The 26,322-nt window shown below is 67.5% G+C and carries 26 protein-coding genes, 4 tRNA genes and 1 other RNA gene; 22 read left to right on the top strand and 9 right to left on the bottom strand.

The features are described 5' to 3' along the window. The first annotated feature begins 148 nt into the window (after nucleotides 1–148). The 6 genes from lon to fabV all read left to right on the top strand — a co-directional run bounded on the left by lon (nucleotide 149) and on the right by fabV (nucleotide 6,778). Nucleotides 149–2,656 (top strand): endopeptidase La, encoded by a 2,508-nt coding sequence (gene lon, locus BMW54_RS07415; protein ID WP_090054257.1) that lies wholly within the window; start codon nucleotides 149–151, stop codon nucleotides 2,654–2,656. A gap of 342 nt (nucleotides 2,657–2,998) precedes the next feature. Beyond that, a complete protein-coding gene (locus BMW54_RS07410) occupies nucleotides 2,999–3,271 on the top strand; it encodes an HU family DNA-binding protein (RefSeq protein ID WP_090054255.1) in 273 nt (90 codons plus the stop codon). A gap of 16 nt (nucleotides 3,272–3,287) precedes the next feature. Further along, nucleotides 3,288–3,362: transfer RNA gene (locus BMW54_RS07405), tRNA-Val, on the top strand. Between the two features lie 9 nt (nucleotides 3,363–3,371). Next, nucleotides 3,372–3,448, top strand: a tRNA-Asp gene (locus BMW54_RS07400). Between the two features lie 84 nt (nucleotides 3,449–3,532). Then, on the top strand, nucleotides 3,533–5,443 hold the full coding sequence (locus BMW54_RS07395) for a SurA N-terminal domain-containing protein (RefSeq protein WP_090054253.1): 1,911 nt from the start codon (nucleotides 3,533–3,535) through the stop codon (nucleotides 5,441–5,443). Between the two features lie 117 nt (nucleotides 5,444–5,560). Further along, entirely contained in the window at nucleotides 5,561–6,778 is a 1,218-nt protein-coding gene (fabV, locus tag BMW54_RS07390) for an enoyl-ACP reductase FabV (protein ID WP_090055798.1), read from the top strand. A 19-nt stretch (nucleotides 6,779–6,797) separates the two neighbouring features. Here fabV and BMW54_RS07385 read toward each other — a convergent pair whose 3' ends face one another. Both BMW54_RS07385 and gloB read right to left on the bottom strand, forming a co-directional pair. Next, the gene (locus BMW54_RS07385; RefSeq protein WP_090054251.1) at nucleotides 6,798–8,060 is read right to left on the bottom strand and encodes a transglycosylase SLT domain-containing protein; all 1,263 of its coding nucleotides are present in this window, start codon (nucleotides 8,058–8,060) and stop codon (nucleotides 6,798–6,800) included. Beyond that, nucleotides 8,057–8,824, bottom strand: a complete 768-nt coding sequence (gene gloB / locus BMW54_RS07380; protein WP_090054249.1) for a hydroxyacylglutathione hydrolase — start codon at nucleotides 8,822–8,824, stop codon at nucleotides 8,057–8,059. Before gloB ends, BMW54_RS07385 begins: the two co-directional genes overlap by 4 nt. A gap of 168 nt (nucleotides 8,825–8,992) precedes the next feature. Between gloB and BMW54_RS07375 the strand changes: the two genes are divergently transcribed. Genes BMW54_RS07375 through dnaQ form a run of 3 tightly spaced genes read left to right on the top strand, consistent with a single transcriptional unit; the run spans nucleotide 8,993 to nucleotide 10,869 of the window. Next, the gene (locus BMW54_RS07375) at nucleotides 8,993–9,685 is read left to right on the top strand and encodes a methyltransferase domain-containing protein (RefSeq protein WP_090054247.1); all 693 of its coding nucleotides are present in this window, start codon (nucleotides 8,993–8,995) and stop codon (nucleotides 9,683–9,685) included. 3 nt (nucleotides 9,686–9,688) lie between these two features. Further along, the gene (rnhA, locus tag BMW54_RS07370) at nucleotides 9,689–10,150 is read left to right on the top strand and encodes a ribonuclease HI (protein WP_090054245.1); all 462 of its coding nucleotides are present in this window, start codon (nucleotides 9,689–9,691) and stop codon (nucleotides 10,148–10,150) included. Next, nucleotides 10,147–10,869 carry a DNA polymerase III subunit epsilon gene (dnaQ, locus tag BMW54_RS07365; RefSeq protein WP_090054243.1) on the top strand — a complete coding sequence of 241 codons (723 nt, stop codon included), beginning with the start codon at nucleotides 10,147–10,149 and terminating at the stop codon, nucleotides 10,867–10,869. Before rnhA ends, dnaQ begins: the two co-directional genes overlap by 4 nt. 74 nt (nucleotides 10,870–10,943) lie before the next feature. Here the strand turns inward: dnaQ and BMW54_RS07360 are convergent, their stop codons facing one another. Then, entirely contained in the window at nucleotides 10,944–11,648 is a 705-nt protein-coding gene (locus BMW54_RS07360; protein WP_090054241.1) for a PP2C family protein-serine/threonine phosphatase, read from the bottom strand. A gap of 146 nt (nucleotides 11,649–11,794) precedes the next feature. Between BMW54_RS07360 and BMW54_RS07355 the strand changes: the two genes are divergently transcribed. After that, nucleotides 11,795–11,884 (top strand) — tRNA-Ser (locus BMW54_RS07355). 86 nt (nucleotides 11,885–11,970) lie between these two features. Here BMW54_RS07355 and BMW54_RS07350 read toward each other — a convergent pair. Next, nucleotides 11,971–12,213 (bottom strand): hypothetical protein, encoded by a 243-nt coding sequence (locus BMW54_RS07350; RefSeq protein WP_090054239.1) that lies wholly within the window; start codon nucleotides 12,211–12,213, stop codon nucleotides 11,971–11,973. A 153-nt stretch (nucleotides 12,214–12,366) separates the two neighbouring features. On the opposite strand from BMW54_RS07350, the gene BMW54_RS18790 reads away from it, so the two are divergent. From BMW54_RS18790 to BMW54_RS07335, 4 genes are all read left to right on the top strand, one after another. After that, entirely contained in the window at nucleotides 12,367–12,528 is a 162-nt protein-coding gene (locus tag BMW54_RS18790) for a hypothetical protein (RefSeq protein ID WP_175472801.1), read from the top strand. A gap of 106 nt (nucleotides 12,529–12,634) precedes the next feature. Further along, a complete protein-coding gene (locus BMW54_RS07345; RefSeq protein WP_254779147.1) occupies nucleotides 12,635–13,546 on the top strand; it encodes a YihY/virulence factor BrkB family protein in 912 nt (303 codons plus the stop codon). 45 nt (nucleotides 13,547–13,591) lie between these two features. Continuing rightward, the gene (locus BMW54_RS07340; RefSeq protein WP_090054237.1) at nucleotides 13,592–14,881 is read left to right on the top strand and encodes an Nramp family divalent metal transporter; all 1,290 of its coding nucleotides are present in this window, start codon (nucleotides 13,592–13,594) and stop codon (nucleotides 14,879–14,881) included. A 64-nt stretch (nucleotides 14,882–14,945) separates the two neighbouring features. Next, on the top strand, nucleotides 14,946–15,350 hold the full coding sequence (locus BMW54_RS07335) for a DUF6165 family protein (protein WP_090054235.1): 405 nt from the start codon (nucleotides 14,946–14,948) through the stop codon (nucleotides 15,348–15,350). A gap of 88 nt (nucleotides 15,351–15,438) precedes the next feature. On the opposite strand, the gene BMW54_RS07330 is transcribed toward BMW54_RS07335, so the two are convergent. Continuing rightward, a complete protein-coding gene (locus tag BMW54_RS07330; RefSeq protein WP_090054233.1) occupies nucleotides 15,439–16,464 on the bottom strand; it encodes a glycosyltransferase family 9 protein in 1,026 nt (341 codons plus the stop codon). A 97-nt stretch (nucleotides 16,465–16,561) separates the two neighbouring features. Between BMW54_RS07330 and BMW54_RS07325 the strand changes: the two genes are divergently transcribed. The 8 genes from BMW54_RS07325 to BMW54_RS07290 all read left to right on the top strand — a co-directional run bounded on the left by BMW54_RS07325 (nucleotide 16,562) and on the right by BMW54_RS07290 (nucleotide 21,711). Then, on the top strand, nucleotides 16,562–17,290 hold the full coding sequence (locus BMW54_RS07325; protein ID WP_090054231.1) for a 3-deoxy-D-manno-octulosonic acid kinase: 729 nt from the start codon (nucleotides 16,562–16,564) through the stop codon (nucleotides 17,288–17,290). Continuing rightward, the gene (locus BMW54_RS07320) at nucleotides 17,287–18,045 is read left to right on the top strand and encodes an MBL fold metallo-hydrolase (RefSeq protein ID WP_090054230.1); all 759 of its coding nucleotides are present in this window, start codon (nucleotides 17,287–17,289) and stop codon (nucleotides 18,043–18,045) included. The genes BMW54_RS07325 and BMW54_RS07320 overlap by 4 nt, the downstream gene beginning before the upstream one ends. A 151-nt stretch (nucleotides 18,046–18,196) precedes the next feature. Then, nucleotides 18,197–18,287, top strand: a tRNA-Ser gene (locus tag BMW54_RS07315). Nucleotides 18,288–18,561: 274 nt separating this feature from the next. Further along, nucleotides 18,562–18,658, top strand: an RNA gene (gene ffs, locus BMW54_RS07310) — signal recognition particle sRNA small type. A gap of 76 nt (nucleotides 18,659–18,734) precedes the next feature. Further along, nucleotides 18,735–20,405 carry a DNA polymerase III subunit gamma/tau gene (gene dnaX, locus BMW54_RS07305; protein ID WP_090054228.1) on the top strand — a complete coding sequence of 557 codons (1,671 nt, stop codon included), beginning with the start codon at nucleotides 18,735–18,737 and terminating at the stop codon, nucleotides 20,403–20,405. Then, on the top strand, nucleotides 20,402–20,725 hold the full coding sequence (locus BMW54_RS07300) for a YbaB/EbfC family nucleoid-associated protein (protein ID WP_090054226.1): 324 nt from the start codon (nucleotides 20,402–20,404) through the stop codon (nucleotides 20,723–20,725). Before dnaX ends, BMW54_RS07300 begins: the two co-directional genes overlap by 4 nt. Nucleotides 20,726–20,744: 19 nt before the next feature. Continuing rightward, the gene (gene recR, locus BMW54_RS07295; protein WP_090054224.1) at nucleotides 20,745–21,347 is read left to right on the top strand and encodes a recombination mediator RecR; all 603 of its coding nucleotides are present in this window, start codon (nucleotides 20,745–20,747) and stop codon (nucleotides 21,345–21,347) included. A gap of 19 nt (nucleotides 21,348–21,366) precedes the next feature. Then, on the top strand, nucleotides 21,367–21,711 hold the full coding sequence (locus BMW54_RS07290) for a histidine triad nucleotide-binding protein (RefSeq protein WP_090054222.1): 345 nt from the start codon (nucleotides 21,367–21,369) through the stop codon (nucleotides 21,709–21,711). Between the two features lie 77 nt (nucleotides 21,712–21,788). Here BMW54_RS07290 and BMW54_RS07285 read toward each other — a convergent pair whose 3' ends face one another. The 4 genes from BMW54_RS07285 to BMW54_RS07270 are packed head-to-tail and all read right to left on the bottom strand — an operon-like array spanning nucleotide 21,789 to nucleotide 26,317. After that, nucleotides 21,789–22,391, bottom strand: coding sequence for a Slp family lipoprotein (locus BMW54_RS07285; RefSeq protein WP_090054221.1), 603 nt, complete (start codon nucleotides 22,389–22,391; stop codon nucleotides 21,789–21,791). A gap of 43 nt (nucleotides 22,392–22,434) precedes the next feature. Further along, complete coding sequence (locus BMW54_RS07280; protein WP_090054219.1) at nucleotides 22,435–24,423, bottom strand: transglutaminase TgpA family protein; 1,989 nt, start codon at nucleotides 24,421–24,423, stop codon at nucleotides 22,435–22,437. Continuing rightward, entirely contained in the window at nucleotides 24,420–25,376 is a 957-nt protein-coding gene (locus BMW54_RS07275) for a DUF58 domain-containing protein (protein WP_090054217.1), read from the bottom strand. The genes BMW54_RS07280 and BMW54_RS07275 overlap by 4 nt, the downstream gene beginning before the upstream one ends. Beyond that, on the bottom strand, nucleotides 25,376–26,317 hold the full coding sequence (locus BMW54_RS07270) for an AAA family ATPase (RefSeq protein WP_090054215.1): 942 nt from the start codon (nucleotides 26,315–26,317) through the stop codon (nucleotides 25,376–25,378). The genes BMW54_RS07275 and BMW54_RS07270 overlap by 1 nt, the downstream gene beginning before the upstream one ends. Between the last annotated feature and the right edge of the window lie 5 nt (nucleotides 26,318–26,322).

Genomic DNA, 26,322 nt, shown 5'->3' with positions numbered 1-26,322 from the left:
GTCCACTCGGCGCCGGGGCCGTTTTTCTTTGCGAGGGCGCTCTCGCGTCTCCCTTGATCGTTCCTTCGCGAACCACCACTTGACGTGTATGGCGGCTCCGGCGCAGTGTCGGGGCGAGCCCCATCCATCCGAGGGAAACCCCAAGAACATGGCGAAGAATCGCAGCCAAACCACGAGCGGATCCGAGCTGGACCTGTTGCCGGTCCTGCCCTTGCGCGATGTCGTCGTCTATCCGCACATGGTCATCCCGTTGTTCGTCGGGCGCGACAAGTCCATGCGCGCGCTTGAACGCGCGATGGAAGGCGAACGGCAGATCCTGCTCGTCGCGCAGAAGAGCCCCGACATCGACGATCCGGCCATCGCCGACCTGCACAACGTCGGCACGCTCGCGGGCGTGCTGCAGCTGCTGAAGCTGCCGGACGGCACCGTGAAGGTGCTCGTCGAAGGGCAGTCGCGCGTGCAGATCGACGCGTTCGAAGACGAGGCCGGCATGATGAGCGGCCGCGCGCACGTCATCGAGCCGATCTACAGCAACAACGAGCGCGAACTCGATGTCGTGTCGCGTTCGCTCGTCTCGCTGTTCGAACAGCTGGTCAAGCAGAGCCGCAAGCTGCCGCCGGAGATCCTGGCGACGCTCTCGGGCATCGACGATCCGTCGCGCCTGGCCGACTCGATCGCCGCCCATCTTTCGGTCCGCATGGCCGACAAGCAGCGCGTGCTTGAAACCGCGGACGTCGGTCAGCGCCTCGAGCTCCTCATCGGTCTGGTCGACGGCGAGATGGACCTGCAGCAGGTCGAGAAGCGCATCCGCGGCCGCGTGAAGTCGCAGATGGAGAAGAGCCAGCGCGAGTACTACCTCAACGAGCAGATGAAGGCCATCCAGAAGGAGCTGGGTGAAGGCGAGGAGGGCGCGAACGAGATCGAGGACCTCCAGAAGAAGATCGACGGCGCCGGCATGCCCAAGGCCGTGCTCGCGAAGGCGCGCCAGGAGTTCAACAAGCTCAAGCAGATGTCGCCGATGTCCGCCGAGGCCACGGTGGTGCGCAACTACCTCGACTGGGTGGTGGGCGTGCCGTGGAAGAAGCGCACGAAGGTGCGCAAGGACCTCGCGCTCGCGCAGGAAACCCTCGACGCCGATCACTTCGGGCTCGAGAAGGTCAAGGAGCGCATCCTCGAATACCTCGCGGTCCAGCAGCGCGTGAACACGATGAAGGGCCCGATCCTGTGCCTCGTCGGTCCGCCCGGCGTGGGCAAGACGTCGCTCGGCCAGTCGATCGCGAAGGCGACGAACCGCAAGTTCGTCCGCATGAGCCTGGGTGGCGTGCGCGACGAGGCCGAGATTCGCGGCCATCGCCGCACCTACATCGGTTCGATGCCGGGTCGCATCGTGCAGAACCTCAACAAGGTCGGCAGCAAGAACCCGCTGTTCGTGCTGGACGAGATCGACAAGATGTCGATGGACTTCCGCGGCGATCCGTCGTCGGCGTTGCTCGAAGTGCTCGATCCCGAGCAGAACAACGCGTTCAACGATCACTACCTCGAGGTCGACCTCGACCTTTCGGAAGTGATGTGGATCGCCACCGCGAACTCGCTGAACATTCCGGGTCCGCTGCTCGATCGCATGGAAGTCATCCGCATCCCCGGTTACACCGAGGACGAGAAGCTCAACATCGCGCAGAAGTACCTGTTGCCGAAGCAGCTGAAGGCCAACGGTCTGAAGGCCGACGAGCTGGTGGTGGGCGAAGACGCGCTGCGCGACATCGTGCGTTACTACACGCGCGAGTCGGGCGTCCGCAATCTCGAGCGCGAAATCTCGAAGATCTGTCGCAAGGTGGTGAAGGAGATCGCGCTGGGCACAGTGCCCGCGCAGGCGAAGGCCAAGGTGAAGAAGCCGGCGAAGGCGGCGAAGGGCAAGGCGCTCGCGCCCGACCACGTGCACGTCGACGGCGGCAACCTCGATCATTACCTGGGCGTGCGCCGCTTCGACTTCGGTCGCGCGGAGCAGCAGAACGAAGTCGGTCTCGTCACCGGCCTCGCCTGGACGCAGGTCGGCGGCGACCTTCTGAGCATCGAGGCCTCCGTGGTGCCGGGCAAGGGTCGCCTGGTCCACACGGGCCAGCTGGGCGACGTGATGAAGGAATCGATCCAGGCCGCGCTCAGCGTCGTGCGTGCGCGCGCCGCGGGTCTGGGCATCGAGCCGGACTTCCACGAGAAGCTCGACATCCACATCCACGTGCCGGAGGGGGCGACGCCGAAGGACGGTCCGAGCGCGGGTATCGCGATGTGCACGGCGCTCGTGTCGGCCCTGACGAAGGTGCCGGTGCGATCCGAGGTCGCGATGACGGGCGAGATCACCTTGCGCGGTCGCGTGCTGCCCATCGGTGGTCTGAAGGAGAAGCTGCTGGCGGCGCATCGCGGCGGCATCACCACGGTGATCATCCCTGAGGAGAATCGCAAGGATCTGGTCGACCTGCCGGAAAACATCACCGGCTCGCTCGACATCCACGCGGTGAAGTGGATCGACGAGGTACTCGATCTCGCGCTGGAGCGCCCGATCGGACAGGCGAAAACCGGCAACGGCGGCGAGAAGGTCGATGTGCCGCGCACGCAGGGCAAGCGTGGCAAGGGCAAGGCATCGCCGTCGCTGACGCATTGACGTAACGACACCGCATCGTTTCGTGTCACGAACAAGGGCGCACGCAAGTGCGCCCTTTTCGTTTTCGTCGTCCTGTCATCGACACGCCGCGATAATCCTTTTCGACGTCGCGCGCAAGCCTCCAAAGACCATGCATATGGCCTGAAAGCCTTGGTATTCCTTGTATTGCGATGGGGGGAGGGCGCTGGTATAAAGTCGGCTCCGCCTTCGCCCGCGCCGCAAGGGCGCGCTGGATCGCGGGGTTGCATTCGCCATGCCGAATCGGCGCGGCACCTGCGACCTGACGTCTTCGCCATGAATCGCCGACCGGCGCTTCGAATTACCTATGAAGGGAGTTACGTAATGAATAAGACCGACCTGACCGCCGCCATCGCAGAAATGGCAGAGCTCTCGAAGGCTGACGCCGGCAAGGCGCTCGATGCCCTGATCAAGGTGGTGTCCGAGACTCTGAAGAAGGGCGAAGACGTTGCCCTCGTCGGCTTCGGTACCTTCAAGCTGCGCAGCCGCGCCGCGCGCACCGGCCGCAACCCGCGCACGAACGAAGAGATCAAGATCCCGGCGTCGAAGGTCCCGGCCTTCACCGCTGGCAAGGCGCTCAAGGATCACGTAAACTAATCCGTCTTGCCGTCGGGGGTGCTTAGCTCAGCGGTAGAGCGTCGCCTTTACACGGCGCTGGTCGGGGGTTCGATCCCCTCAGCACCCACCAACGGAAAGTGGAGTGGTAGTTCAGTCGGTTAGAATGCTGGCCTGTCACGCCGGAGGTCGCGGGTTCGAGTCCCGTCCACTCCGCCAGTCATCCACAAAGGCGCCCGCGTGGCGCCTTTGTTTTATCGATCGCCGGTAAGGGTTACCGGTGCAACCATCGCGAGTCGCATCATGCTGCAAGCCCTGCGCAACAAGATCCATGGATGGCCTGCCGCCATCGTCCTCGGTGTCTGCGTGTTTGCCGTCGCGTTCTTCGGCATCGAGTCGTATTTCGTCTCCCACGTCGACACATATGTGGCGAAGGTAGGCGATCACGAGATCTCGCAGCAGGACTGGCAGAATCGCATGAACGAGCTGCGCCAGCAGGCGGCGCAGAATCCGCAGTCGCCGTTCACGGCGGCGGATCTCGAAAAGCCGGAACTGAAGCAGCGCGTGCTCGACGGCATGATCAGCCAGCAGCTGCTGCAGCAGGCGAACATCGACCTCGGCCTCACGGTCGCCGATGCCAGCGTGCGCAGCGCGATCGGCAGCGATCCGGGTTTCCAGGTCAACGGCCAGTTCAGCCCCGAGGCCTATCGCGCCATCCTCTCGATGCAGGGCATGAGCCCGGGCATGTACGAGCAGAAGGTGCGCGCGTCGCTCGCGACGCAGCTCATTCCCGAGGCGATTTCGAACACCACGCTGGTCAGCGATGCCGACGTCGACGCGTTCTTCCGCCTCCGTCTCCAGCAGCGCGACCTGAGCTTCGTCGAACTGCCGCGTCCCTCGCTGACGGACGCCACGGTGTCCGATGCCGACATCGACGCCTTCTACAAGTCGCACATCGCCGACTACACGACGCCCGAGCAGGTGTCGGTGCAGTACCTCGAAGTGAAGCAGTCGGAGCTGAAGGTGGGCGAGCCTACCGACGAGCAGCTGCACGCCTATTACGACAAGTTCAAGCAGCGCTACGCGCAGCCCGAGCAGCGCGAGGCGTCGCACATCCTCATCAACGTGCCGAAGAACGCCACGCCGGAGCAGCAGAAGGCCGCGCTCGACAAGGCGAAGAAGATCGCCGCCGAAGCGACGCCGGAAAACTTCGCCAAGCTCGCCGCGGAAAACTCGGACGACCTGGGTTCGAAGCGCACGGGTGGCGACCTCGGATGGCTCGAGAAGGGCGTCGCTAACGCGGCGTTCGATACCGCGCTGTTCGGCATGAAGAAGGGCGAAGTCACGAAGGAACCCGTCCTTTCGCCGGAAGAGGGTTACCACATCATCTGGCTGCGCGACGCCCGCGAGGGTGATGCGAAGCCGTTCGCCGAAGTGCGCGGCCAGCTCGCGTCCGATTGGGCGAAGAACGAGGGCGAGCGTCTGTACAACGAGCGCGCCGGTCAGCTCGCCGATCTCACGGAGCGCAATCCGGGCTCGCTGGAGCCGGCCGCGAAGGAGCTTGGTCTCGAGATCAAGACCTCGCCGCTGTTCGGTCGCGAGGGCGGCGAGGGCATCCCGTCGGATCCGAAGTTCGCGCTGGCCGCGTTCCAGGACGACGTCCTGGCGCAGGGCAACAACTCCTCGCTCGTGCAGCTCGGCAAGGGCGACGCGGTCGTCATGCATCTGGCGAAGCACAACGCGGCCGCGCCGAAGGCGCTGGCCGACGTGAAGGACGCCGTTCGCCAGCGCATCCTCGACGAGCGCGTCGATGCGCAGGCGAAGAAGCAGGCCGAGGACATCGCCGCGCAGCTCGCCAAGGGTGGCGATGTGGCCGCGCTGGCCAAGGCGCCGGTGCGCACGCTGGCCGGTCTCGAGCGCAGCAAGCTCGCGTCGATCACCGACGTGTCGCCGGCGATCCTGCAGCAGGCCTTCACGCTGCCGCATCCGGTCGATGGGAAGCCCGCCTGGACGACCGTCCAGACCGGCAACGGCACCTACGCGCTGGTCGCCGTGAACAAGGTCGTGGACGGCGATCCGTCGAAGGTCGAGAAGGCGCAGCGTGACGCGCTCCGCGGCCAGATGATGGACGCGATGGCACAGGCCGCCACGCTCGAATACATCGAGGCGCTCAAGAAGCGTACCGAGATAAAGATCGCCCAGGACCGCATGTAACAGGAAACCCCTCTTCGGAGGGGTTTTTTTATGCGGGTCGTCCCGCGCTCCATGCGGAAGCGCATGGCCCACGACCTTTATTACAATGGGCCCTTCATTGCGTCGAAGGGACAACCCGTGATCATCCAGCCCAAGGTCCGTGGCTTCATCTGCACCACCGCTCATCCGGTCGGCTGCGCGAAGAACGTCGAAGAACAGATCGCCATCACGAAGGCCAGCGGCACGTTCGCCGCCGGTCCGAAGAACGTGCTCGTGATCGGCGCCTCGACGGGCTACGGCCTGGCCTCGCGCATCACCGCCGCGTTCGGCCATGGTGCCGCCACGCTCGGCGTGTTCTTCGAGAAGCCCTCGAGCGAGACCAAGACCGGCACGGCCGGCTGGTACAACGCCTACGCGTTCGACAAGGCCGCACGCGAGGCGGGTCTCTTCGCGAAGTCGATCAACGGCGACGCGTTCGCGAACGAGACGCGCGCGAAGGCGATCGAGATCATCCGCGAGGAAATGGGCGGCAAGGTCGATCTCGTCGTGTATTCGCTCGCCTCGCCGGTGCGCAAGTTGCCGGAAGGCACGAAGATGGGCGAGCCCGGCACGGTGGTGCGCTCGGCGCTCAAGACCATGGGCGACACGTTCACGGCGTCCTCGGTGGACACGAACAAGAACGAAGTCGTGCAGGCCACCGTCGAGCCGGCGACGGAGCAGGAGGTCAAGGACACCGTCACCGTGATGGGCGGCGAAGACTGGGCGATGTGGATCGACGCGCTGTCCGAGGCGGGCGTGCTCGCCGAGAACGCGACGACCATCGCCTATAGCTACGTCGGCACGTCGATCACCTGGCCGATCTACTGGCACGGCACGCTCGGCCAGGCGAAGCAGCACCTCGATCGCACCGCGAAGGAACTCGGCGAGCGTCACAAGGGGCTCCGTTCGTACGTCGGCGTGATGAAGTCCGTCGTGACGCAGGCGAGCTCGGCGATTCCGGTGATCCCGCTCTACGTCTCCATGGTGTTCAAGATCATGAAGGCGAAGGGCATCCACGAGGGCACGATCGAGCAGATCAACCGCCTGTTCCACGATCGCCTCTACCGCGCCGATGGCGCGAAGGCCGAGACCGACGCCGAAGGCCGCCTGCGCCTCGACGACTGGGAACTGCGCGACGACGTGCAGGGCGAGTGCAAGGCGCTCTGGCCGACCGTCACCACCGCGAATCTCTGGGACGTCACCGACTACGCCGGTTACAAGCACGATTTCATCAAGCTGTTCGGCTTCGAGGCGTCCGGCGTCGATTACGACGCGGACGTGAGCGCCGACGTGCAGTGGGACGTGGTGCAGCTCTGAGACGGCGACCGCGTCGGCGTCAGCGCGACGCGGTCAGCTTCAGCACCTGACCCGGTTTCACCGCCTGGGTCTGCAGATCGTTCCATTTCATGAGCTGCTCGACGCTCACCTGATGCCGGCGAGCGATCGACCAGAGCGACTCGCCGTTGTTCACCTTGTGGACCACGAGCGGCTCGTCCGCGGCAGCGGACTTCGACTTCGAACGGGACGTCGTCTTCGCCTTCGCGACGGCGGTGTCCTTCGATGTCCTGGCCTTCTTTCCCTTCGCCGGCGCCTGCGCCGTGCTCAGTTCGTCGACGATGGGATCGGCCGGGTCGGCCACGGGATCGACGGGGCCGAGCTTGTACTGGTCGGCCGCCGATTTCGGCAACAGCAGGCTCGCGCTCACCGTGCCCGAGGTCGTGCGGAAGGCGGGATTGAAGCCGCGCAGGTCGTTCATCGAAAGGCCCGACTGCTTCGCCGCCTGTGCGAGCGACTGCGGGGTGGAGACCTTCACCACCTGCAGGGCGTCGTCGCCGTCCTGGCGCGGGAGGCTGACGTTGAAACGGCCCGGGTCGCGCACGATGCAGGCGATCGCCATCAGCTTGACGAGGTGTTCCTTCGTGTTCGCCTTCATCGGCACGTCGGGCAGGCCGTCGTCGTCCGAGGGTCCGCCGTGGCGATCGATCGTCTTCTTGAGACCGAATTCGCCGGCGTTGTACGCGACGTCGACCAGGCGCCAGTCGCCCAGGTCGTCGTAGTAACGGCGCATCATGTTCATCACCGACTCGGTCGACTTCGTGATGTCGAGGCGCTCGTCGTAGTTCTTCTCCACCCGCAGGCCGAGCGTGCGCGCCGTCTGCGGCATGATCTGCCACATGCCCGCCGGCCGGTTCTTCTGGCCCGGTACGTGGCGGTACTGGCTTTCAACCCACGGAAGCAGCGCGAACTCGCCGGCGACGCTGTGCTTCATCGCCGCCTTGTGCGCGTATACGATCAGCGGCAGCACTTCGTTGACCTGCTGCTCGAAGCGGTTGGGCATCTTCGTATAGGTGCGAGCCCAGGCCAGCACCTGCGGATCGGCCTCGCAGCCGGGCATCGCGAAGCTGTCGCGCATGCCCGACCAGAAATCCGCCTGCTGCGCCGGGCGCATCATCTTCGGCGACACCGTGACATCCTCGACGGGCGCCGGCGGCGCGACGACGGGGAGCGGGTGGGGCAGGGGCTTCGGCATGCCGGCGGCGCAGGCCGTCAGCAGCATCGGGATCAGGGTGGGCAGCAACCGGCGGGTGAAAGCATTCATGCGGCGAACGTGTCCTTGGCACAGCGGAGCGCGGCGAAGCGCTCCACCCGGTCGTCGACGTTCCCGGCCTGCGGCGCGAACCAGCGCGCGATCGCGTCGCTGTCGACGCGCAGGAAGGGATTGGTGGCGAACTCGTCGCCCAGGGTGCTCGGCACGCTCGGCCGGGCCTCCTCGCGAAGGCGCGCCACCTCGTCACGACGGCGGCGCAGGGCATCGTTGTCCGGGTCGACGGTGAGGGCGAACCGGATGTTGGACGCGGTGTATTCGTGCGCGCAGCAGACCTTGGTCTCCGGCGGCAGGTCGGCGAAGCGATCGAGCGAGGCCAGCATCTGCGCCGGGGTGCCCTCGAACAGGCGCCCGCAGCCGACGCTGAACAGCGTGTCGCCGCAGAACAGGAATCCTTCGCCGTAATACGCCACGTGCGAGCGCGTGTGGCCCGGCACCGCGATCACGCGGAAGCTCGCCTTCGGCGATTCGAGCTCGACGATGTCGCCATCAGCGACGAAGTGGTTCTTCGGCTGGATGCGGGGGTCGTCGGTGGCGTACACCTCGACGTCGTGCTCGCGGACGAGGTCCGACACGCCGCCGATGTGATCGGCGTGATGGTGGGTCAGCAGGATCGCCCGCAGCGTCCAGCCTCGCTCCTTCAGCGCGGCTTCCACGGGGGCGGCTTCACCGGGATCCACGACGAAGGCGTTGCCCTCGTCATCGGCGACCAGCCAGATGTAGTTGTCGCTCAAAGCCGCGACGGGGACCCAATGCATCGGGCGGACTCCGTGACGAACGATTGGGCGCGAACACCCAAGGAATGGCCGCCGGGCAGTGATGCGGACCGGGCGGGGCGGCCGGACTATATCAGCCGGGTATATCTCGCTCGTTAGCAAGTCGTTAACCCATGCGCCCCCCGTTCAACCCCACTACACTCCCCGTGCATGCCGCATTTCGCCCACGACATCTACGCCACGCCGCAGATCGGCAAGCTGCTCGCCGACGAGGCGCGCGTGCTCGGCCCCCTGCTGTCCCGCTGTACCGGGGAGCACGGCCTGCACCTGACCACGTCGGCGCCGGCCGAACCGCCCGCCATTCCGCTGCTGGGCCACTGGGCGACCGTCCGGGTCGCGGGAGCGACGCTGGGCGGGGATATCCGCGCGAGTGGCCTGGAGCCGCTCCCGTTCGCCGACGAAGCGTTCGGGGTCGTCCTGCTCCGGCACGCGCTGGAAACCACGGCGCGCCAGGACAACCTCCTCGACGAGGCGATCCGCGTGCTGGCGCCCGGAGGTATGCTGGCGATCACCGGCATCCACCCCGTGGGACTCTGGTCGCCGTGGGTCGCGCGACAGAGTCGCGGTTCCCGGCCGCGCCTCACGTGGCCATGGTGGTGGAGCCAGCGCCTGGTGCGCGACGAGTTCGAGCTCTCGATGCCGCGCCGCCTCGGCAGCGCCTGGCCCCGCGCCGGTGGCACCGCGATGGCGGAGTCGATCTTCGGCGGCGGTTACTTCCTCGTGGCGCGCAAAAAGCGTCCGTCGGCGGTACCCTTGCGCACCCGCGAGGTCGCCGTGCCGACCCCCATGCCCGGCACGCTCGCCTCCGGCGCGCGTCGCCATGCCCGTGAATCCATCAGCTGACCTATGACCGACACCGATACCGTTGAAGCCTTCACCGACGGCGCCTGCCTGGGTAACCCCGGCCCCGGCGGCTGGGCCGCGCTGCTGCGCGCGAAGGGCGTGGAAAAGATGCTCTCCGGCGGCGAGGCGGACACCACGAACAACCGCATGGAGATGATGGCCGCGATCTGCGCGCTCGAAGCGCTCACGCGCCGCTGCAACGTGCACCTGATGACCGATTCGAAGTACGTCATGCAGGGCGTGCAGGAGTGGGTGCCGAAATGGCGCCGCAACGGCTGGAAGACCGCCGACAAGAAGCCGGTGAAGAACCAGGACCTCTGGATCCGCCTCGACCAGGCCGCCGCGGCGCACACGGTCACGTGGGAATGGGTCAAGGGGCATAACGGCCACGTCGAGAACGAGCGCGTCGATGTCGCGGCGCGCGACCAGGCGATCATCTACAAGGCGAAGGGGAAGGTGGCATGAGGCAGATCGTCCTCGATACGGAAACCACCGGCCTCGAAGCGCACCTCGGTCACCGGCTCATCGAAATCGGCGCGGTCGAGATGATCGGCCGGCGCCCCACCGGCCGCCACTTCCACACCTACCTGAACCCCGAGCGCGCGATCGACGCGGAGGCGAGCGCGGTAACCGGCATCAAGGACGCCGACCTCGTCGACAAGCCGTTCTTCCGCGACAAGGTGGACGAGTTCATCGAGTTCATCCGCGGCGCGGAGCTGATCATCCACAACGCGGCGTTCGACGTCGGCTTCATCAACGCCGAGCTGAAGCGGATGGGCGACGCGTACGGCACGGTGACCGATCACGCCACGGTGCTCGACACGCTGCTCATGGCGCGGCAGATGTATCCCGGGCAGCGCAACAGCCTCGATGCACTGTGCAAGCGCCTCGGGGTCGACAACACGAAGCGCGACCTCCACGGCGGCCTGCTCGACGCCCAGCTGCTCGCCGAAGTCTATATCGCGATGACCTCGGGCCAGGTGACGCTCGACTTCGCGCTCGACGCCGGCGCCGACCATCGCGGCCCGAGCCATCTGGGCGAGATCGTGATCACGCGTCGACCCATCGTGCGTCGCGCGGATGCGCACGAACTCGAACTGCACACGAAACGCCTCGATGCGCTCGACAAGTCGTCGGGCGGCCAGAGCATCTGGCGTAAGCTGGAATCCGAAACGCTGCACTGACCCCGCCGCGCTCCTGTCCACGGGTGGGAGCGCGCTCGCGCGCGAACAGTGCCGCTACGCCAGCGAATCGCCGATCACGCCGCCGCGCGCAGCAGGATCACCGTCACGTTGTCGCGCGCACTGCCACCGAGCGCCTCGAGCAGCAGATGATCCACGCTCTCCTGCGCCGCGATGTCGGTGCGTGCGACGATCTCGCCGATCCGCGTGTCGGTGACTTCGTCGGTGAGCCCGTCGGTGCACAGCAACAACCGCGCGCCCGGCGCCAGTTCGCCACGCGCGAGGCCGATGTGCAGCTGCGCCGGCGACGTGATGCCCAGTGCCTGCGTCAGCACGCTCCGCTGCGGATGCGCACGCGCCTGCTCCTCGGTCAGCTCACCCGACTCGACGAGCGCCTCGACGATGGAATGATCGTGCGACAGGCGCCGAAGCTCGCCATCCCAGCGATAGATCCGGCTGTCGCCCACCCATGCCGCCTCGTACGAGCGACCGACGATCCGCACGGCCGCGATGGTCGTGCCCATCGGGCGCGACTCGGCCAGGCCGCTGGAACGCGCCAGCAGCGCCTCGTTCACCCGCTGGATCGCGTCGACGAGCGACTGACCGGCGGACACCTGCGCCACGACGCCGTCGCGGGCCGTGGCCGAGGCCACTTCGCCGTGCCGGTGCCCGCCCATGCCGTCCACCACCAGGAACAGGCCCAACGAGGCGTCGGCATAGTAGGTGTCCTCGTTGCGCGTACGGCGAAGTCCCGTATGCGTGCCATGTCCGAACTCGATCATGTGGGGCCTGGAATGCGAGGGGAAGGGCGCGGGAAGCGCCTGGATGCCCGGGCAGGATGCCGCATCAAAAGCCTGTTGTCACGGCTGTGAAGACCCACTATCATTGCGGGCCCGGCAGTGCTCAACCACTGCCGTCGACCGTTCACGGAGAGGTGGCAGAGTGGTCGAATGTACCTGACTCGAAATCAGGCGTACGTGTAAGCGTACCGTGGGTTCGAATCCCACCCTCTCCGCCAGTACAAAACAAAAGCCCCGCAGCGATGCGGGGCTTTTGTTTTTTCCTTCGTCTACCTGCTTGCCACGCTGAACGGCCCTTGCGGCATCACGCCTCCAGCGGGTCGTCCTCGTGCAGTTCGTCCATCCATCCACGTCGGCGATGGAACACCCATTCCACATGCTCGGAGAAGAGGACATCGATGTGGCCGCCCTGGTCCATCGCCTCGAGCCGGTGGCCCGTGACGTTGCCGAGGTGGGCGGCCTGCGCTTCGTAGCCGGAGATGCCTTCCTTCTCGAGCTGGTCGAGGATGGTGCGCAGGTTGGCATGACGTGCGTGCTGGACGGGCATGGGCGATCCCTCGGCAAGATAGTGGGTCATCGGCGCCACTCGCCCGGACTTTAGCGGCCGGCACCGGTGTGACGGACGTCGTGACATCGCGACCACGGCGCGGGCAGGCGGGGCGGCGGAGCCTCACCTGTACCCACGGCCCGGAGAAACGCCATGAACGACACATCCCGCGATCATCGCCCGCAATCGGGTGACCGTAACAACGACTACGTCGCGAACAACGACAAGCCGCAGCAGGAAAAGCGCGACCGCGAGGTCAAGGAGGGGGAGGAAAAGATGGACGAGATCAGCAAGCGCGACGAGGGAGTCCGCTAACCCGAATCCCGGAACCGTTTCGTCCGCGTCGATTTCACATCGCCTGCGCCCCGTCTTTATCGACGTCCACCGATGGTGTGGCCGACGAGATGACGGAGGCAGGGCGATGAAGGCGGTATGGGGCGGCGTCAAACGCACGGTGATGTCGGCCGTCGACGGATTCAGCGACGACGAACTGATCACCCGCGCGGCGGCGTTGTCGTTCTACGCGGCGCTGTCGTTCGCCCCGTTGTTGCTCCTGCTCGTGTGGACCGTATCCATGCTTCATCCCGCATGGCAGGGCGAACTCTCCGAGGCGCTGGCGGGCGTCGTAGGCACCAAGGCGGCCGAGGCGCTGAATGCCGTCATCGCGAGCGCGAAGTCGCATCCGAAACTCGGCGATATCGCCGGCATTATCGGCATCGGCGTGACGCTGTTCGGTGCCTCGGCCGTGTTCGCGCAGCTGCAGGGCACGCTGGATCGTGTCTGGCGCGTCAAGCCGAAGCCGGGCGCCGCACTGAGCGCATGGCTCCGCGCCCGTGCCCGCGCGTTCGCGTTGCTGGGCGGCATCGCGTTCATGATGATCATTTCCTTCGTCGTCAGCGCCGCCATCCAGACCCTCGTACGCGGCGACGGCGCCGCGTGGAAGGTCGTCGAATACGCGATCTCCGTCGTCGTCTTCATCGCCGCCTTCGCGACGATGTACAAAGTGCTGCCGGACGCCGTCATCGACTGGAACGAGGCGATCATCGGCGCCATCCTGACGACGGCGCTGTTCCTGCTGGGCAAGTACGCCATCGGTCTGTACATCCAGTACTCGGACGTCGGCGGTGCATACGGCCCGGCGGGCGCTTTCATCGTGCTGCTGACGTGGACCTATTACTCGTCGATCATCGTGCTGCTCGGTGCCGAACTGACCCGGGGCGTCGCCGATGCGCGCGGCAAGCCCATCCGGCCCAGCGTGCATGCGGTCGAGATCGAGGCGGCGCCCGCCGAGATTTCCGCGTCGCCACGGACCGAACCGGCGGGGCATTCGTAGTATGTTGGTCGCGCAGGACGGCGCCACCGCCGTCGACGGGAGCTGATGGTGCTCCAGAAGGTCACTCCGGAGCGGACCGAAGAACCGGCCATGCGCGAGGTCCTCGACGGGCGCCGCCGGGGCCTTTCGGCCCTGCTGCCGTTCGCCGGGCCGGCGGTGGTCGTGTCGGTGGCATACATCGATCCCGGCAACTTCGCCACGAACATCCAGGCCGGCGCGCGCTACGGATACGCGCTGCTCTGGGTGGTGGTGATGGCCAACCTGGTGGCCATGCTGTTCCAGAGCCTTTCCGCGCGCCTCGGCATCGTCACGGGCTACAGCCTCGCCGAGGTGTGCCGCGAGAATCTGCCGAAGCCGCTGGTGTACGTGATGTGGGTGGTCAGCGAGCTCGCCGCCATGGCGACCGACCTGGCGGAGTTCCTCGGCGGCGCGATCGGTCTCGCCTTGCTCTTCCACCTTCCGCTGCTCGTCGGCATGGGCATCACGGCGGTGGTCACCTATGGCCTGCTGTTGCTGGAGGGGAAGGGGTATCGCCGGCTGGAGCTGACGATCGGCGCGCTGGTCGGAGTCGTCGGGCTGTCGTACCTCGCGGAACTGTTCATCGCGCCGGTCGGCTGGGCGGCGCTGGGTCAGCAGATCTTCGTGCCGAACCTGCCGGACGGTGCGGCCGTGGCCATCGCCGTCGGCATCATCGGCGCCACCGTGATGCCGCATGCGTTGTTCCTGCATTCCGGTCTTACCGAGCGCCGCGCGCGGCCGAAGACGACCGACGAACGCCGGCGCATCATCCGGCTGTCGAACCTCGAAGTGGTGCTGGCGCTGTCGGTCGCGGGTCTGATCAACCTCGCGATGGTGGTGATGGCGGCAGGCGCCTTCCACGGCAGCCATCCGGACGTGGCGAAGATCGAGACCGCCTACCAGACGCTCGTGCCGCTGCTTGGCGGCGCCGCCGCCACGATCTTCCTCGTCTCGCTGATCGCCTCGGGCTTTTCCAGTTCCGTGGTGGGCACGATGGCGGGCCAGATGATCATGCAGGGCTTCGTGTCCTTCAGCATTCCGCTGTGGCTGCGTCGCGCCATCACGATGATTCCGAGCTTCGCGGTCGTCATCGCCGGTGTCGACGCGACGCGCGCCCTGGTGCTCAGCCAGATCGCGCTGAGCATCGCGTTGCCGTTTCCCATGATCGCGCTGGTCTGGTTCACCAGCCGCCGGGCGGTCATGGGGGACTTCCGCAACCGGCCGGCGGTCAGCGCCGCCGCGGTCGTCGCGGCGCTGGTCGTGCTGGCCCTCAACGTCGTGCTCCTGCTCGATACCTTCGGGGTGGTGGCGCTCTGAGGGCGCGCCGGGCGGGCCGTGAAACTGCTAACCTGCGCGGTCTGACGAACCGGAGATTTTGCCCATGAGCCTCATCCAGACCCCCGTTTCCTACGGCGAGCTGATCGACAAGATCACGATCCTCCAGATCAAGCTGCAGGAGATCAAGGACGAGGCGAAGCTGGCGAATGTCCGCAACGAACTCGAGCTGCTCGACGCCACGTGGAAGAACGACTCCGCTTCCGACACGGACATCGCCGACGAAACGGCGCGCCTGCTGGCCGTGAACCAGCGCCTCTGGAAGATCGAGGACGACATCCGCCTCAAGGAAAAGGCACAGGCCTTCGACGCCGAGTTCATCCAGCTGGCCCGTTCGGTGTACATCGAGAACGACGAGCGCGCGGCCATCAAGCGCGAGATCAACGTCAAGCTCGGTTCCACGCTGATCGAGGAGAAGTCGTACCAGGATTACCGCGCGCCGCAGGCCTGAGGCGAGCGTTTTCGTAGGAGCGCACCTGGGCGCGACAGCTGCTCGCGGCAAGACCCCAATCGCGCCCAGGTGCGCTCCAACGACGGCATTAGCGGTTCAGCGCGAGCTTCAGGTGCGCCGAGCATGCCTCGAAGCGGTCGATCATCTCGTCGACCTGCACCAGGTCCATGACGCCGGGTTTCTCGATCTTGGTGCCCCAGGGAATCTCCGAGGCCGGCTTGCCGAAGAACTTCCGTGACGCCGCGTCGTACTTGTCGACGCACCAGCGACGGTCGGAGTACGGGCCCGACCGGTCCGGGTTGCTGGCGGCATGCAGCCCGAGCACCTTTATGCCGGCCGCGTTGGCCATGTGCATGGGTCCGGAATCCGGCGTCAGGATCATGTGGCTGCGCGCGAGCAGCGCCATGAAACGCTTGAGGGTGTCCTTGCCCGTGAGGTCCATGGGCGCCTCGCGCACGGCCGCGAGGATCGCGTCCGCCAGCGCACGCTCCGGTTCCGACGGCCCGCCCACGAGCGCCACGCGCGCACCTCGCGCCATGGCGTGGTCGATCAGCGCGGCGTAGCGTTCCACGCGCCAGTTACGGACGGTATGGCTCGACATCGGACTGACCAGCAACGTGGGCGCGTCGCCGGGAAGCTGCGCCGCGGCCCATTCGTGCGCCTCGGCCGGTACCGGAATGTCCCAGCGCACCTCGGTCTGCTTCAGGCCCAGCGGTTCGATGAAGCTCGCCATGGCATCCAGCACGTGCTCGCCGCTGCGTGCCGGGATCCGCTCGTTGACGAACAGGCCGTGCAGGTCCTTCGAGCGCGCGCGGTCGTAGCCGATGCGCCGATCGGCCTTCACGGCGAGGCTGAGAAGGTTGGAGCGCAGCGCGACCTGCATGTGCAGCAGGGCGTCGAAGCGGCGACCGGCCAGCGCGTCGCGGACGGCACGGACGCCGGCCTTGCCCGCCCCCTTGTCGAACGTGACGAACTCCACTCCCGGCAGATCGCCCACCAGCTTTCGCTCCAGCTTGCCGACGATCCATGTCAGACGGGTGCCGGGCGACTTTTCCTGCAAGGTGCGCACCAGCGGCACCACATGGGTGACATCACCAATGGCCGATGTCCGCATGATGCAGAGGCTGGAGTCTCCCGGCGGGAGGGGGCGGCTTGTTAGACTGGACACGATCGGATTACCGGACAGGTGGCCGCGGAAGGCGGCCGGGCAAATGACAGAGCAGCAACTGGATGCGGGTGCGGGCGGCACGATTCTGTTCGACGCCGCCCGTGCACCTCAAGTCGACGCCGACTGGTTCTCGCCCCACCGTTGGCGCGAACGCGGTGCGCTGCGTTCGCAGGCGGGTGGGCGCGGCGGGGTCGCGATCATCGAGACCCCGGCCGGCGAGGCCGTCCTGCGCCATTATCGCCGCGGCGGGATGGTCGCGCGTCTGTTTGGCGACCACTATCTGTTCTTGGGCGGCCGAAGGACGCGAAGCGCGCGCGAATTCCGGCTGCTCGCCGAGCTGGCAAAGCGAGGCCTTCCGGTTCCCGCCCCGATCGCCTCGCGTTACGTTCGTCAGGGTTGGCGGTACTCCGCCGACCTCATCACCGCCCTCATTCCGGAGGCCGCCACGCTCGCCGAGCGACTCGCGGACGGCGCGTTCAACGCGACGCTCGCCGCGAAGGTGGGCGCGCTCGTGGCCGCGTTCCACCGCGAAGGGGCGTGGCATGCGGACCTCAACGCGCACAACATCCTCGTCAACGGCGACGGGCTGTATCTGATCGACTTCGACCGCGGCCGCCTGCGCAGGCCGTCGGCGGGCTGGCGGCGCGCCAATCTGGCGCGACTGAAACGCTCGCTGGTGAAGCTCGGCGCGCGCGATGCCGCCGGCGACACGTTCGATGCCGAATGGTGGCCCGCGCTGGAGGAACAGTACGAACGGAGCATGCGCGAATGAGCTGGGACCTGCGTTTCCTCGGTACCGGCGCCGCGCACGCGGTGGAGCTCGGTTCGTCCGCCGTGGTGCTCGAACGCGACGGCGGGCCCGTGCTGCTGGTGGATTGCGGGCCGGACACGCTGGACCGCTACATGGCCACCTACGGTGAGCCGCCACGGGCGCTGTACGTCACCCATGTGCACATGGACCACGTCGCGGGCATGGAGCGGCTGTTCTTCCGCCTCTGGTTCGACGAGGCGCTGCGCGGCAAGACCCGGGTCTTCCTGCACGCGGCACTGCTGCCCTGGCTGCAGGGTCGCGTCGCCGACTATCCGGGCGCGCTGGCGGAGGGCGGTGTGAACTACTGGGAGGCCTTTCACCTCATCCCGTGTACCCGGGGCTTCTGGCACGACGGCCTCTGGTTCGACGTCTTCCCGACCCGCCATCACGTCCAGGGCACGTCTTACGGGATCGCCCTGCGCGGCAGCTTCGTCTTCACCGGCGATACCCGGCCGGTGCCCGAGGCGCTGGCGCTGCACGGTGCCGAGGGCGAGCTGGTCGCGCACGACTGCGGCGTGATCGGCAACCCTTCCCATACGGGGGTCGACGACCTCGAACGCGAGTATCCGGACGAGGTTCGCGGGCGAATGGCGCTGTATCACTACGGGAGCGCCGAGGACGGCGAGACGCTGGTCTCGCGCGGCTACCGGATCGCGCGTCCCGGCGAGGCGCTGGCCCTGCCCGAACCGCATCCGCCGCGGCCGACGGCGGGCTGAGCGGGGCCTGGCGGATCCGTCGCGAACGGCTGTCGCGGCCGGGTCCGCTCCCACGAAAAAGTGGCGCGGCGCTTGTCTCGTTTCGGCGCTCCGGCTATCCTTCCGCTTCTTTGCCGGAACCGGAAGCCGGGAAAGAAGGATGTACCAGTGCGGAGAGGTGTCCGAGTGGTTTAAGGAGCACGCCTGGAAAGTGTGTATACGTTAATAGCGTATCGCGGGTTCGAATCCCGCCCTCTCCGCCAGTTACAAGAACTGAGGTACCCCAGATCCGCGGTCCCGTTCATCGGAGCGTCGGCCTGGGGGCGGGATTTGAACCCGCGCGGGTTCGACAAATTTGTCTGGAACAAATTTGGTCGGCCGCAGGCCGACCCCGGAGCGAAGCGGAGGGGCGAGGGCAGGACTGCCCGAGCAATCCCGGCCGGCGCACCAGGGTCGCGGCGATCTTCGCGATGCGAAGCGAGCCGTTCAGCGAAGCACGTGTGTCAGAGCGTTCAAAACTATCTTTTATGGTGGCCCTGTCGGTCCCCCCGCGACGATAGTCCGTAAACCCCGCCAGGTCCGGAAGGAAGCAACGGTAGCGGACGATTCGGGTGCCGGGGTGTGGCTGGCAGGGTCATCGCCTTTTCGGGGCACGCTTTCGTACCCCTCCGGACCTTGGCACAATCCCCTGTCGCCTCAAGGTATACGGCATGTCCTATCAGGTCCTCGCACGCAAGTGGCGCCCGCGCAAGTTCGCCGAACTCGTGGGGCAGGAGCACGTGGTCCGCGCGCTCACCAACGCGCTCGACTCCGGGCGCATGCACCATGCCTATCTTTTCACCGGCACGCGCGGCGTCGGCAAGACGACGATCGCGCGCATCTTCGCCAAGTCGCTCAACTGCGAGCGCGGTGAATCGGCCGATCCCTGCGGCGAGTGCGCCGTCTGCACCGCCGTGGACGCCGGTCGCTTCGTCGATCTGCTCGAGATCGACGCGGCGAGCAACACCGGCGTCGACGACGTGCGCGAGGTCATCGAGAACGCGCAGTACGCGCCGTCGCGAGGGCGCTTCAAGGTGTACCTCGTCGACGAGGTGCACATGCTGTCGAAGCCGGCGTTCAACGCGCTGCTGAAGACGCTCGAAGAGCCACCGCCGCACGTGAAGTTCCTGCTCGCCACCACCGACCCGCAGAAGCTGCCGGTGACGGTGCTGTCGCGCTGCCTGAAGTTCAACCTGAAGCGGCTGCTGCCCGAACAGATCTCCGGCCAGATGCGCCACATCCTCGGCGCCGAAGCCATCGAGTACGAAGAAGAGGCCATCGGCGAACTCGCGCATGGTGCCGACGGTTCGTTGCGCGACGGCCTCTCGCTGCTCGACCAGGCCATCGCCTACGGCGGTGGCTCGCTGCGCGCCGCGGACGTCCGCGCGATGCTCGGCAGCGTCGAGCGCGGCCAGGTGCTCGGCGTGCTCGACGCGCTCGCCTCGGGCGACGGCGCGGCGTTGATGGCCGAAGCGGATCGCATCGCTTCGTTCTCGCCCGATTTCGGCGGCGTGCTCGACGACCTGGCGACCGTGCTGCATCGCGTCCAGCTGATCCAGCTCGTGCCGGGCTATCGTGGCGAGGAGAGCGACGCTGGCCTCGCGGCGCTGGCCGAGCGCTTCGCGCCGGAAGACGTGCAGCTGTATTACCAGATCGCCACCAACGGCCGTCGCGAATTGCCGATGGCGCCCGACGCCCGCATCGGCTTCGAGATGGTGCTGTTGCGCATGCACGCGTTCCGACCGGCAGAGGCCGGGCAGGGCGCTCCCGCGCCACGGCCCGCCGCCGCTCCGTCGCAGCCCGCGCCGGCCAGGCCGGTGGCCGCTCCCGCCGCCGCGGCACCCGCGCCGGCACCGCGGCCGCAGGCCACCGCTCCGGCGCCTGCGCCCGCTCCGCCGCCGGCTCCGGTCCTGGCGCCGGCCGCGCAGCGCCCGCTCTCCGTCGGTGCGAACGGCCTGCCGGACTGGCACGAGATCGTGGAGCGCGCCAACCTGCGCGGCCCGATCGGCCAGCTGGCGCAGAACTGCTCGCTGCGCGAGATGGACGGTGAAGGCATGGTGCTGGCGCTGACGCCTTCGCACATGCACCTGGCCGTGGAACCGCTCACCAGCCAGATGGAAGAAAAGGTCTCGCAGGCGCTCGGCCGCCGCGTGCGCTTCCGCTTCGTGGCGGACCGGGGCAACCTCGGTACCCCCGCCGAGCGTCGCGCGCAGGCGCAGAGCGACCTGCAGGCCAACGCGGAGGCTTCGATGGAGGCCGATCCGCTCGTACAGACGCTCAAGCGTGAATTCGACGCGCGCGTCATCCCGCAATCGATCAAACCCGTGGAGCCAGGAACGTGAAAGGTCAAATCGGTCAGCTGATGCAGCAGGCCCAGCGCATGCAGGACGAAATGAAGCGTGCGCAGGACGAACTCGCCAAGACGGAAATCACCGGCAGCGCCGGCGGTGGCCTCGTCACCGTGACGATGACGGGCGGCCACGAGGTGCGTGCGGTGCACATCGATCGCCAGGCGTTCGCCGACGATCCGGAGATGGCGGAAGACCTCGTCGCCGCGGCCGTGAACGACGCGGTGAACAAGATCGCCGAAATGAGCCGCACCCGCCTCGGCGGCGTCACCGCGGGGCTGAATCTGCCCCCCGGTTTCAAGATGCCGTTCTGACGGCTGACCGCGACCCACGATGAGCAACGGCTCCCGCCTCCTCGGTGAACTGATCGACGCGCTGCGCTGCCTCCCCGGCGTCGGCGCGAAGAGCGCGCAGCGCATGGCCTTCCATCTGCTCGAACGCGAGCGGCAGGGTGGCCTGCGCCTCGCATCCGCGCTGGAATCCGCCATGCGCGACGTCGGCAACTGCACCCGCTGCCGGAATTTCAGCGAGACGCCCGTGTGCACGCTGTGCGCGGCCGCCAGCCGCGACAAGCAGGTGCTCTGCGTCGTCGAATCGCCGTCCGACCTGGCGGCGATCGAGCAGGCCACCGGGTACCGCGGCCATTACTTCGTGTTGCTCGGTCGCCTGTCGCCGCTCGACGGCCTGGGTCCCGACGAACTCGGCCTTCCGCTCCTGGCCGAGCGGCTGGGGGAGGGCGAGGTCGAGGAAATGATCATCGCGACCAACCCCACCGTCGAAGGCGAGGCCACCGCGCATTACATCGGCCAGCTCGCCAGGGCGGCGGGAATTCGCGCCACGCGCCTCGCGCACGGCGTGCCGCTGGGCGGCGAGCTGGAGTTCGTCGACCGGGGCACGCTCGCCCACGCGTTCGGCAGCCGGCAATCGCTCGGCTAACCATGCAAGGAAACCTTCGATGACCGACACCATCTTCGCGAAGATCGTGCGCCGCGAGATCCCGGCCGACATCGTCTACGAGGACGGCGACGTGCTCGCGTTCCGCGACCTCAACCCGCAGGCACCGGTGCACGTGCTGTTCATTCCCAAGCGCGCGATCGCGACGCTGGATGACGCCCGGCCCGACGACGCGACCCTGCTGGGCAAGCTGCTCCTCGCCGCGGCGGCGTATGCGCGCGCCCAGGGATTCGCGAACGACGGCTACCGCACGGTGATCAACACCAACGGCCACGGCGGCCAGACCGTGTTCCACATTCATGTGCATCTTTTGGCGGGACGACAGCTGACCTGGCCGCCGGGCTGAAACCGACCGAGCGTGCCATCGCGGCCAGGTCCGCTCCAACGAGAAAAAGCCGGCTTTCGCCGGCTTTTTCTTTTTCCTTAGCGAGCCCGCGGTGGCGGGTGCGGCACGGGGCGCGGCACGATGATCGTGCGCGGGCGGTACCAGAACGGGTCGCCCCACGGACCATAGCCGTACGGGCCCCAACCCGGACCCCAGCCCGGACCCCAGAACGGGTCGTAGAAGCCTGGCGGGTAACGCGTCACCGGGACGCGCTTGGGCCACAGGTAGACGACATCGGCCTCGACGCGCGGATAGGCGTAATCGAAGTCGCCGACCTTCTGGGTGACGGCGCCATGCAGCGTGCCGGTCACCGTGATCTCGCGACCGCGCGTGAAGACTTCCGGATCGTAGAAGCCGTCGCGGCAGGCGACGAAGCGCCCCTGCGTTTCGTTCTTGCTGGCGGTCGGGCGCGCCTCGCTGTCCAGCGGCTCGGACAGGACGAAGAAGCAGGTCTGCTGCGGACCCGGCTCGGTCTTGATGATCTCGCCACCCCAGCGCACCTTCGCCCCCGGCGCGCCGCCCTGCTGGGCCCCGGCAGTGGAAACGTCGTTGAACTGGCCCTGCAACGGTTGGGGCACCGTGGCGCATGCGCCGAGCGCGAGTGTCGCGGCGGCGAGGAGCAGCGGTTTATACATCGACATGTCACGTCTCCTTCAGGTGCCGGGCACGGCCGACACCATGCTCTTATTTGACCACGCGGCGCGGCTTTAATTCCTTCACCGCACGCCCGAATTCGGCGACCGATTCAGGCGGCGGTTCGTCATGCCCGTAACGCGACCGCAAGTAAAGCCCGCTCAACCTTTCCAACGCATTTCTATGTCCGGGCAACGCGCGCGCCGCGCGTGCCAGGTAGTGCTTCGGTCCTTCACCCGTCCGGCGCGAGACGCCGGCCCGAGCAAGTTTCCGCTGTAGACGTCTCATCCACGCATCCAGGGCATCGCCTTCACGTCGCTGGAACAGCGCCCAGCCGAGCGCGGCGGCGGCCAGCAGCGCGCACCCGATCGCGAACACGAGGGCGAGGTCCGATACCTCGGCACGGGGCACGCCGAACGGTTGCAGCAATCCCTGCTGGCGCAACGCATCGAAACCGATAACGCCCTGGTTCCACCATTGGTTGACGATGTCCCAGCGATTGCGCAGGTCGCGCAACCAGGCCATGTCGAACAGGCCGTCGCCCGCGCCGTGACCCGCCGCGGCGGCCGCCGCGCCCAGTTGCACGCGTTCGGGCCGCACCGCACCCGTCGGGTCGAAGCGGACCCATCCCCGGCCATCGAGCCACACTTCCGACCACGCATGGGCATCCGAGTGGCGAACGAGAAGGTACTTGCCCGACGCGTTCCAGTAACCGCCCTGATACCCGGTGACGACACGTGCCGGCAGTCCGGCCGCGCGCATCAGGAACGTGAAGGACGAGGCGAAATGCTCGCAGTAGCCTTCACGCGTGCCGAACAGGAAATCGTCGATGCGGTCGCGTCCGAGGGGCGGGGCGGCGAGCGAGTACGAGAAGTCGTCGTGGAAGAGCGCCAGCGCCGCGGCGGCGATCGCCGCGTGATCGCTGCCGTAGCGCTGCGCCCAGGAGGCGGCCAGCGCGCGCGCGCGGGGTCCCGTCTTCGGGGGCAGCCTGAGGTTCTCGGCGCGAACGCCCTCGTCGAGCGACGCCTCCAGTCGATACGCCGTGGCGGCCGTCGCGCTGAAGGCCAGCGTTTCATCGATCGGGCGATCGGCGACGGCAGTCTGATCGGGTCGGATGCGAACGCCGGGCGGCACCGAGAGCGGGAGGTCGAGCATCGGCACGACGCGGTCGTGGGTCGGCTCCAGCGACGCCTGGTAGCGGATCGTCCGTGCGGCCTCGACGAGCGCCGGAGGTCGCCGCGTGCCGCGGAACGAGGGACGCCACGCGGTGCCGTCGAAGACCTGCATCGTGAAGGCGCGGAAATAACGCGCGCCCGGCGGCAGCGTTCCGCCGTCGACCGTCACCCGCATCGCGGGCGTGTCGTCGGTCATGATGTCGAGCATCTCGCCGGGCGACAGCTGGTTCGACAGCCCGACCTTCGCCTGGTTGTCCTGCGGCGTGCCCCACAGCGGGGAACTGAGGCGCGGCACGAACAGGAACGCGAACAACGAAAGCGGGACGGCCGCCAGCAGCGCGATCAGCACCGGCGTGAATTCGCGCGACCAGGGCGTCGATTGCGGATCGATCTCCTCGAGCGAGCGCAGGGTCGCCAGCGCCGGCACGATGCCGAGGCTGACCACGACCGTCGCGACCAGGCCCTGATCGAAGAGCAGGGCGCTCATGAGGGCGAAGCAGGCGAACGCCACGCCCACGCGCGCGTCGCGCCGGTGCTCGCTTTCCAGAAGCTTCAGCACGAGCAGGCCCACGGCGAACGCGCTGCCGGGTTCGCGCCCGAACAACGTGCCGTTCTGCACGATCACGGCGCCGAGCAGCAGGCCGATCAACGGCAGCTTCAGCCAGGTGGGCGCATTGCGTCCGCCGCGGCGGCGTTGCCACCAGCGGGCGCCGAGCAGCACCGCGAGCGAGAGCGTCAGCCACCACGGCAGGTGCGTCGCGTGCACCAGCACGACGAAGGCCATCGTCACGGCCAGAAGGTCGAATGAGCGCCGCGCGAGGAGGGGATCGGCGACGGTCGCGACGGAGCGGCGGAAGCCCGTCATGGCCGGAGCGCCAGTGCGGTCATGCAGCGGTGGTAATGCTCGTCGCCCTGCGCGATGTCGAAATAGCCGTCGGGGAGTCGCAGGCTCCAGCGACGACCGGATTCCCGCGCCTCGTCGACCCAGCGCGCGAGCCGCGCGATGCGCGATTCGTCGTCGAGTCCGTGCATGCCGTCCCAGTCGAGCCGCCAGTCTTCTTGCGGCGCAGGCTGTTCGAGGTCTTTCACGAGCAGGCCATGATGGCGCGCGCTCAGCTTCCAGGCGATCTGCCGTCGCGGATCGCCCGGTCGGTATTCGCGCAGCGCGGCGAGTTCGTCGCCGGGACGCGGGCGGCCGCGGTCCGCGTCGCCCTCAGGCTCGTACGGCTTGGGGCCGAGCGCTTCGGGGCGGGGGTAGACGAGCACGGCGCGGTCGGGGTTCAGCCAGCTCCAGGCGCGGAACATGCCGAACGGCCAGCGGCTGTGGACACGCATCCGGGGCAGGTCGAGCCAGCCGCGGAACTCCGTGGGCAGGTCGAATTCGATCGTCGTCGAACGTCCGCCCGGCACGGCGAAGACGAACTCGCGTTGCGCCACGTCAAGTCGTACGGCCATCCGGTCGCGCTGGCTCGCGCCGATGTCGAGGGACACGCGGATCGTTTCGCCGGCACGCGCCGTGCCCGCGCGGAGGCCGCCGATCGTCAGGCCATTGAGCACGCGGAACGCGACGAGCATGCTGCCGGCCGTCGAGGCACCCAGCAGGCAGGTGAGCACGAGCGCCGCGTTGTTCGAATAATTCAGCGAGCCGACCAGCATTACGGCGAGCAGGATCGCGAAGCCGACCCCGAACGCCGTGGGGACGATGTAGATGCGGCGCCGGTGCAGGAGGATCGGTAGCGGCTCCCGCTGGCGCAGGCGGGTGAGCGAGGGCAGGCGCCGCTCCGCCCAGGCGACGACGCGCTGCGCGCCGGCGAGCATCAGGGTACCGGCGTTTCGGCCAGGATCGCGCGCGCGATCGCTTCGCGGTGGCTTCCACGCGCGGGCACGAGTCGATGCGCCGCGGCGGGAACGAACACGGTCTGCAAGTCTTCCGGAATCACGTAATCGCGGCCGCTGACCAGCGCCCAGGCACGCGCCGCCGCGAGCAGCGCGAGTCCCGCGCGCGGCGACAGGCCGACCCGCACCTCGTTGTGCTTGCGGCTCGCGGCGAGCAGCGCCTGGAGGTAGTCGAGCAGGGTGCCGCTGGTCGTCACGGACTGGGCCGCGGCATGCAGTTGTCCGATCGCCGCCATGTCGAGGCGAGGCGACAGACCGGCCATCATGTCCCGACGGTCCTCGCCTGTGAGCAGCGCACGTTCCGCGACCGGGTCCGGGTAGTCGAGGCTCAGGCGCAGCATGAACCGGTCGAGCTGCGAATCCGGCAGGGGGAACGTGCCGGCGAGATCGAGCGGATTCTGGGTCGCGACGACGAAGAAAGGCTTCGGCAGTTCGTGCGTCGTGCCGTCGACGGTCGTCTGGCCTTCGGCCATGGCCTCGAGCAGCGCGCTCTGCGACTTCGGCGTCGCACGGTTGATCTCGTCGGCGAGCAGGAGGCTGGTGAAGATCGGGCCGGGATGGAAGCGGAACTCGCCGGTCTCGCGCTCGTAGACGCTGACTCCGATAATGTCGGAAGGCAGGAGGTCGCTGGTGAACTGGATGCGCTGGAAATCGAGATCGAACGTCGCGGCGAGCGCGTGCGCGAGCGTGGTCTTGCCCACGCCGGGCACGTCTTCGAGCAGCAGGTGGCCGCCCGCGATCAGGCAGGTGAAGGCGAGCTTCACCTGGCGCGGCTTGCCCAGCAGCACGCCGTTGACCTGCGCGAGCGCGGCGTCGAGGCGGTGCTTCAGCATTTCATCGTGGAGCGGATTCGGCGCGGACATGAGCG

It is taken from the genome of Luteibacter sp. 329MFSha (genome assembly GCF_900111665.1).
Taxonomy (GTDB): Bacteria; Pseudomonadota; Gammaproteobacteria; order Xanthomonadales; family Rhodanobacteraceae; genus Luteibacter.
The sequence above is the reverse complement of the archived record's forward strand: the minus strand, read 5'-3'. Positions and strand labels throughout refer to the sequence as shown.

Excerpts from the sequence above, each read along its gene's own strand:
- lon (WP_090054257.1), top strand. The coding sequence starts at position 149 with ATGGCGAAGAATCGCAGCCAAACCACGAGCGGATCCGAGCTGGACCTG.
- BMW54_RS07410 (WP_090054255.1), top strand. The coding sequence starts at position 2,999 with ATGAATAAGACCGACCTGACCGCCGCCATCGCAGAAATGGCAGAGCTC.
- BMW54_RS07395 (WP_090054253.1), top strand. The coding sequence starts at position 3,533 with ATGCTGCAAGCCCTGCGCAACAAGATCCATGGATGGCCTGCCGCCATC.
- BMW54_RS07385 (WP_090054251.1), bottom strand. The coding sequence starts at position 8,060 with ATGAATGCTTTCACCCGCCGGTTGCTGCCCACCCTGATCCCGATGCTG.
- gloB (WP_090054249.1), bottom strand. The coding sequence starts at position 8,824 with ATGCATTGGGTCCCCGTCGCGGCTTTGAGCGACAACTACATCTGGCTG.
- BMW54_RS07375 (WP_090054247.1), top strand. The coding sequence starts at position 8,993 with ATGCCGCATTTCGCCCACGACATCTACGCCACGCCGCAGATCGGCAAG.
- rnhA (WP_090054245.1), top strand. The coding sequence starts at position 9,689 with ATGACCGACACCGATACCGTTGAAGCCTTCACCGACGGCGCCTGCCTG.
- dnaQ (WP_090054243.1), top strand. The coding sequence starts at position 10,147 with ATGAGGCAGATCGTCCTCGATACGGAAACCACCGGCCTCGAAGCGCAC.
- BMW54_RS07360 (WP_090054241.1), bottom strand. The coding sequence starts at position 11,648 with ATGATCGAGTTCGGACATGGCACGCATACGGGACTTCGCCGTACGCGC.
- BMW54_RS07350 (WP_090054239.1), bottom strand. The coding sequence starts at position 12,213 with ATGCCCGTCCAGCACGCACGTCATGCCAACCTGCGCACCATCCTCGAC.
- BMW54_RS18790 (WP_175472801.1), top strand. The coding sequence starts at position 12,367 with ATGAACGACACATCCCGCGATCATCGCCCGCAATCGGGTGACCGTAAC.
- BMW54_RS07345 (WP_254779147.1), top strand. The coding sequence starts at position 12,635 with ATGAAGGCGGTATGGGGCGGCGTCAAACGCACGGTGATGTCGGCCGTC.
- BMW54_RS07340 (WP_090054237.1), top strand. The coding sequence starts at position 13,592 with ATGGTGCTCCAGAAGGTCACTCCGGAGCGGACCGAAGAACCGGCCATG.
- BMW54_RS07335 (WP_090054235.1), top strand. The coding sequence starts at position 14,946 with ATGAGCCTCATCCAGACCCCCGTTTCCTACGGCGAGCTGATCGACAAG.
- BMW54_RS07330 (WP_090054233.1), bottom strand. The coding sequence starts at position 16,464 with ATGCGGACATCGGCCATTGGTGATGTCACCCATGTGGTGCCGCTGGTG.
- BMW54_RS07325 (WP_090054231.1), top strand. The coding sequence starts at position 16,562 with ATGACAGAGCAGCAACTGGATGCGGGTGCGGGCGGCACGATTCTGTTC.
- BMW54_RS07320 (WP_090054230.1), top strand. The coding sequence starts at position 17,287 with ATGAGCTGGGACCTGCGTTTCCTCGGTACCGGCGCCGCGCACGCGGTG.
- dnaX (WP_090054228.1), top strand. The coding sequence starts at position 18,735 with ATGTCCTATCAGGTCCTCGCACGCAAGTGGCGCCCGCGCAAGTTCGCC.
- recR (WP_090054224.1), top strand. The coding sequence starts at position 20,745 with ATGAGCAACGGCTCCCGCCTCCTCGGTGAACTGATCGACGCGCTGCGC.
- BMW54_RS07290 (WP_090054222.1), top strand. The coding sequence starts at position 21,367 with ATGACCGACACCATCTTCGCGAAGATCGTGCGCCGCGAGATCCCGGCC.
- BMW54_RS07285 (WP_090054221.1), bottom strand. The coding sequence starts at position 22,391 with ATGTCGATGTATAAACCGCTGCTCCTCGCCGCCGCGACACTCGCGCTC.
- BMW54_RS07280 (WP_090054219.1), bottom strand. The coding sequence starts at position 24,423 with ATGACGGGCTTCCGCCGCTCCGTCGCGACCGTCGCCGATCCCCTCCTC.
- BMW54_RS07275 (WP_090054217.1), bottom strand. The coding sequence starts at position 25,376 with ATGCTCGCCGGCGCGCAGCGCGTCGTCGCCTGGGCGGAGCGGCGCCTG.
- BMW54_RS07270 (WP_090054215.1), bottom strand. The coding sequence starts at position 26,317 with ATGTCCGCGCCGAATCCGCTCCACGATGAAATGCTGAAGCACCGCCTC.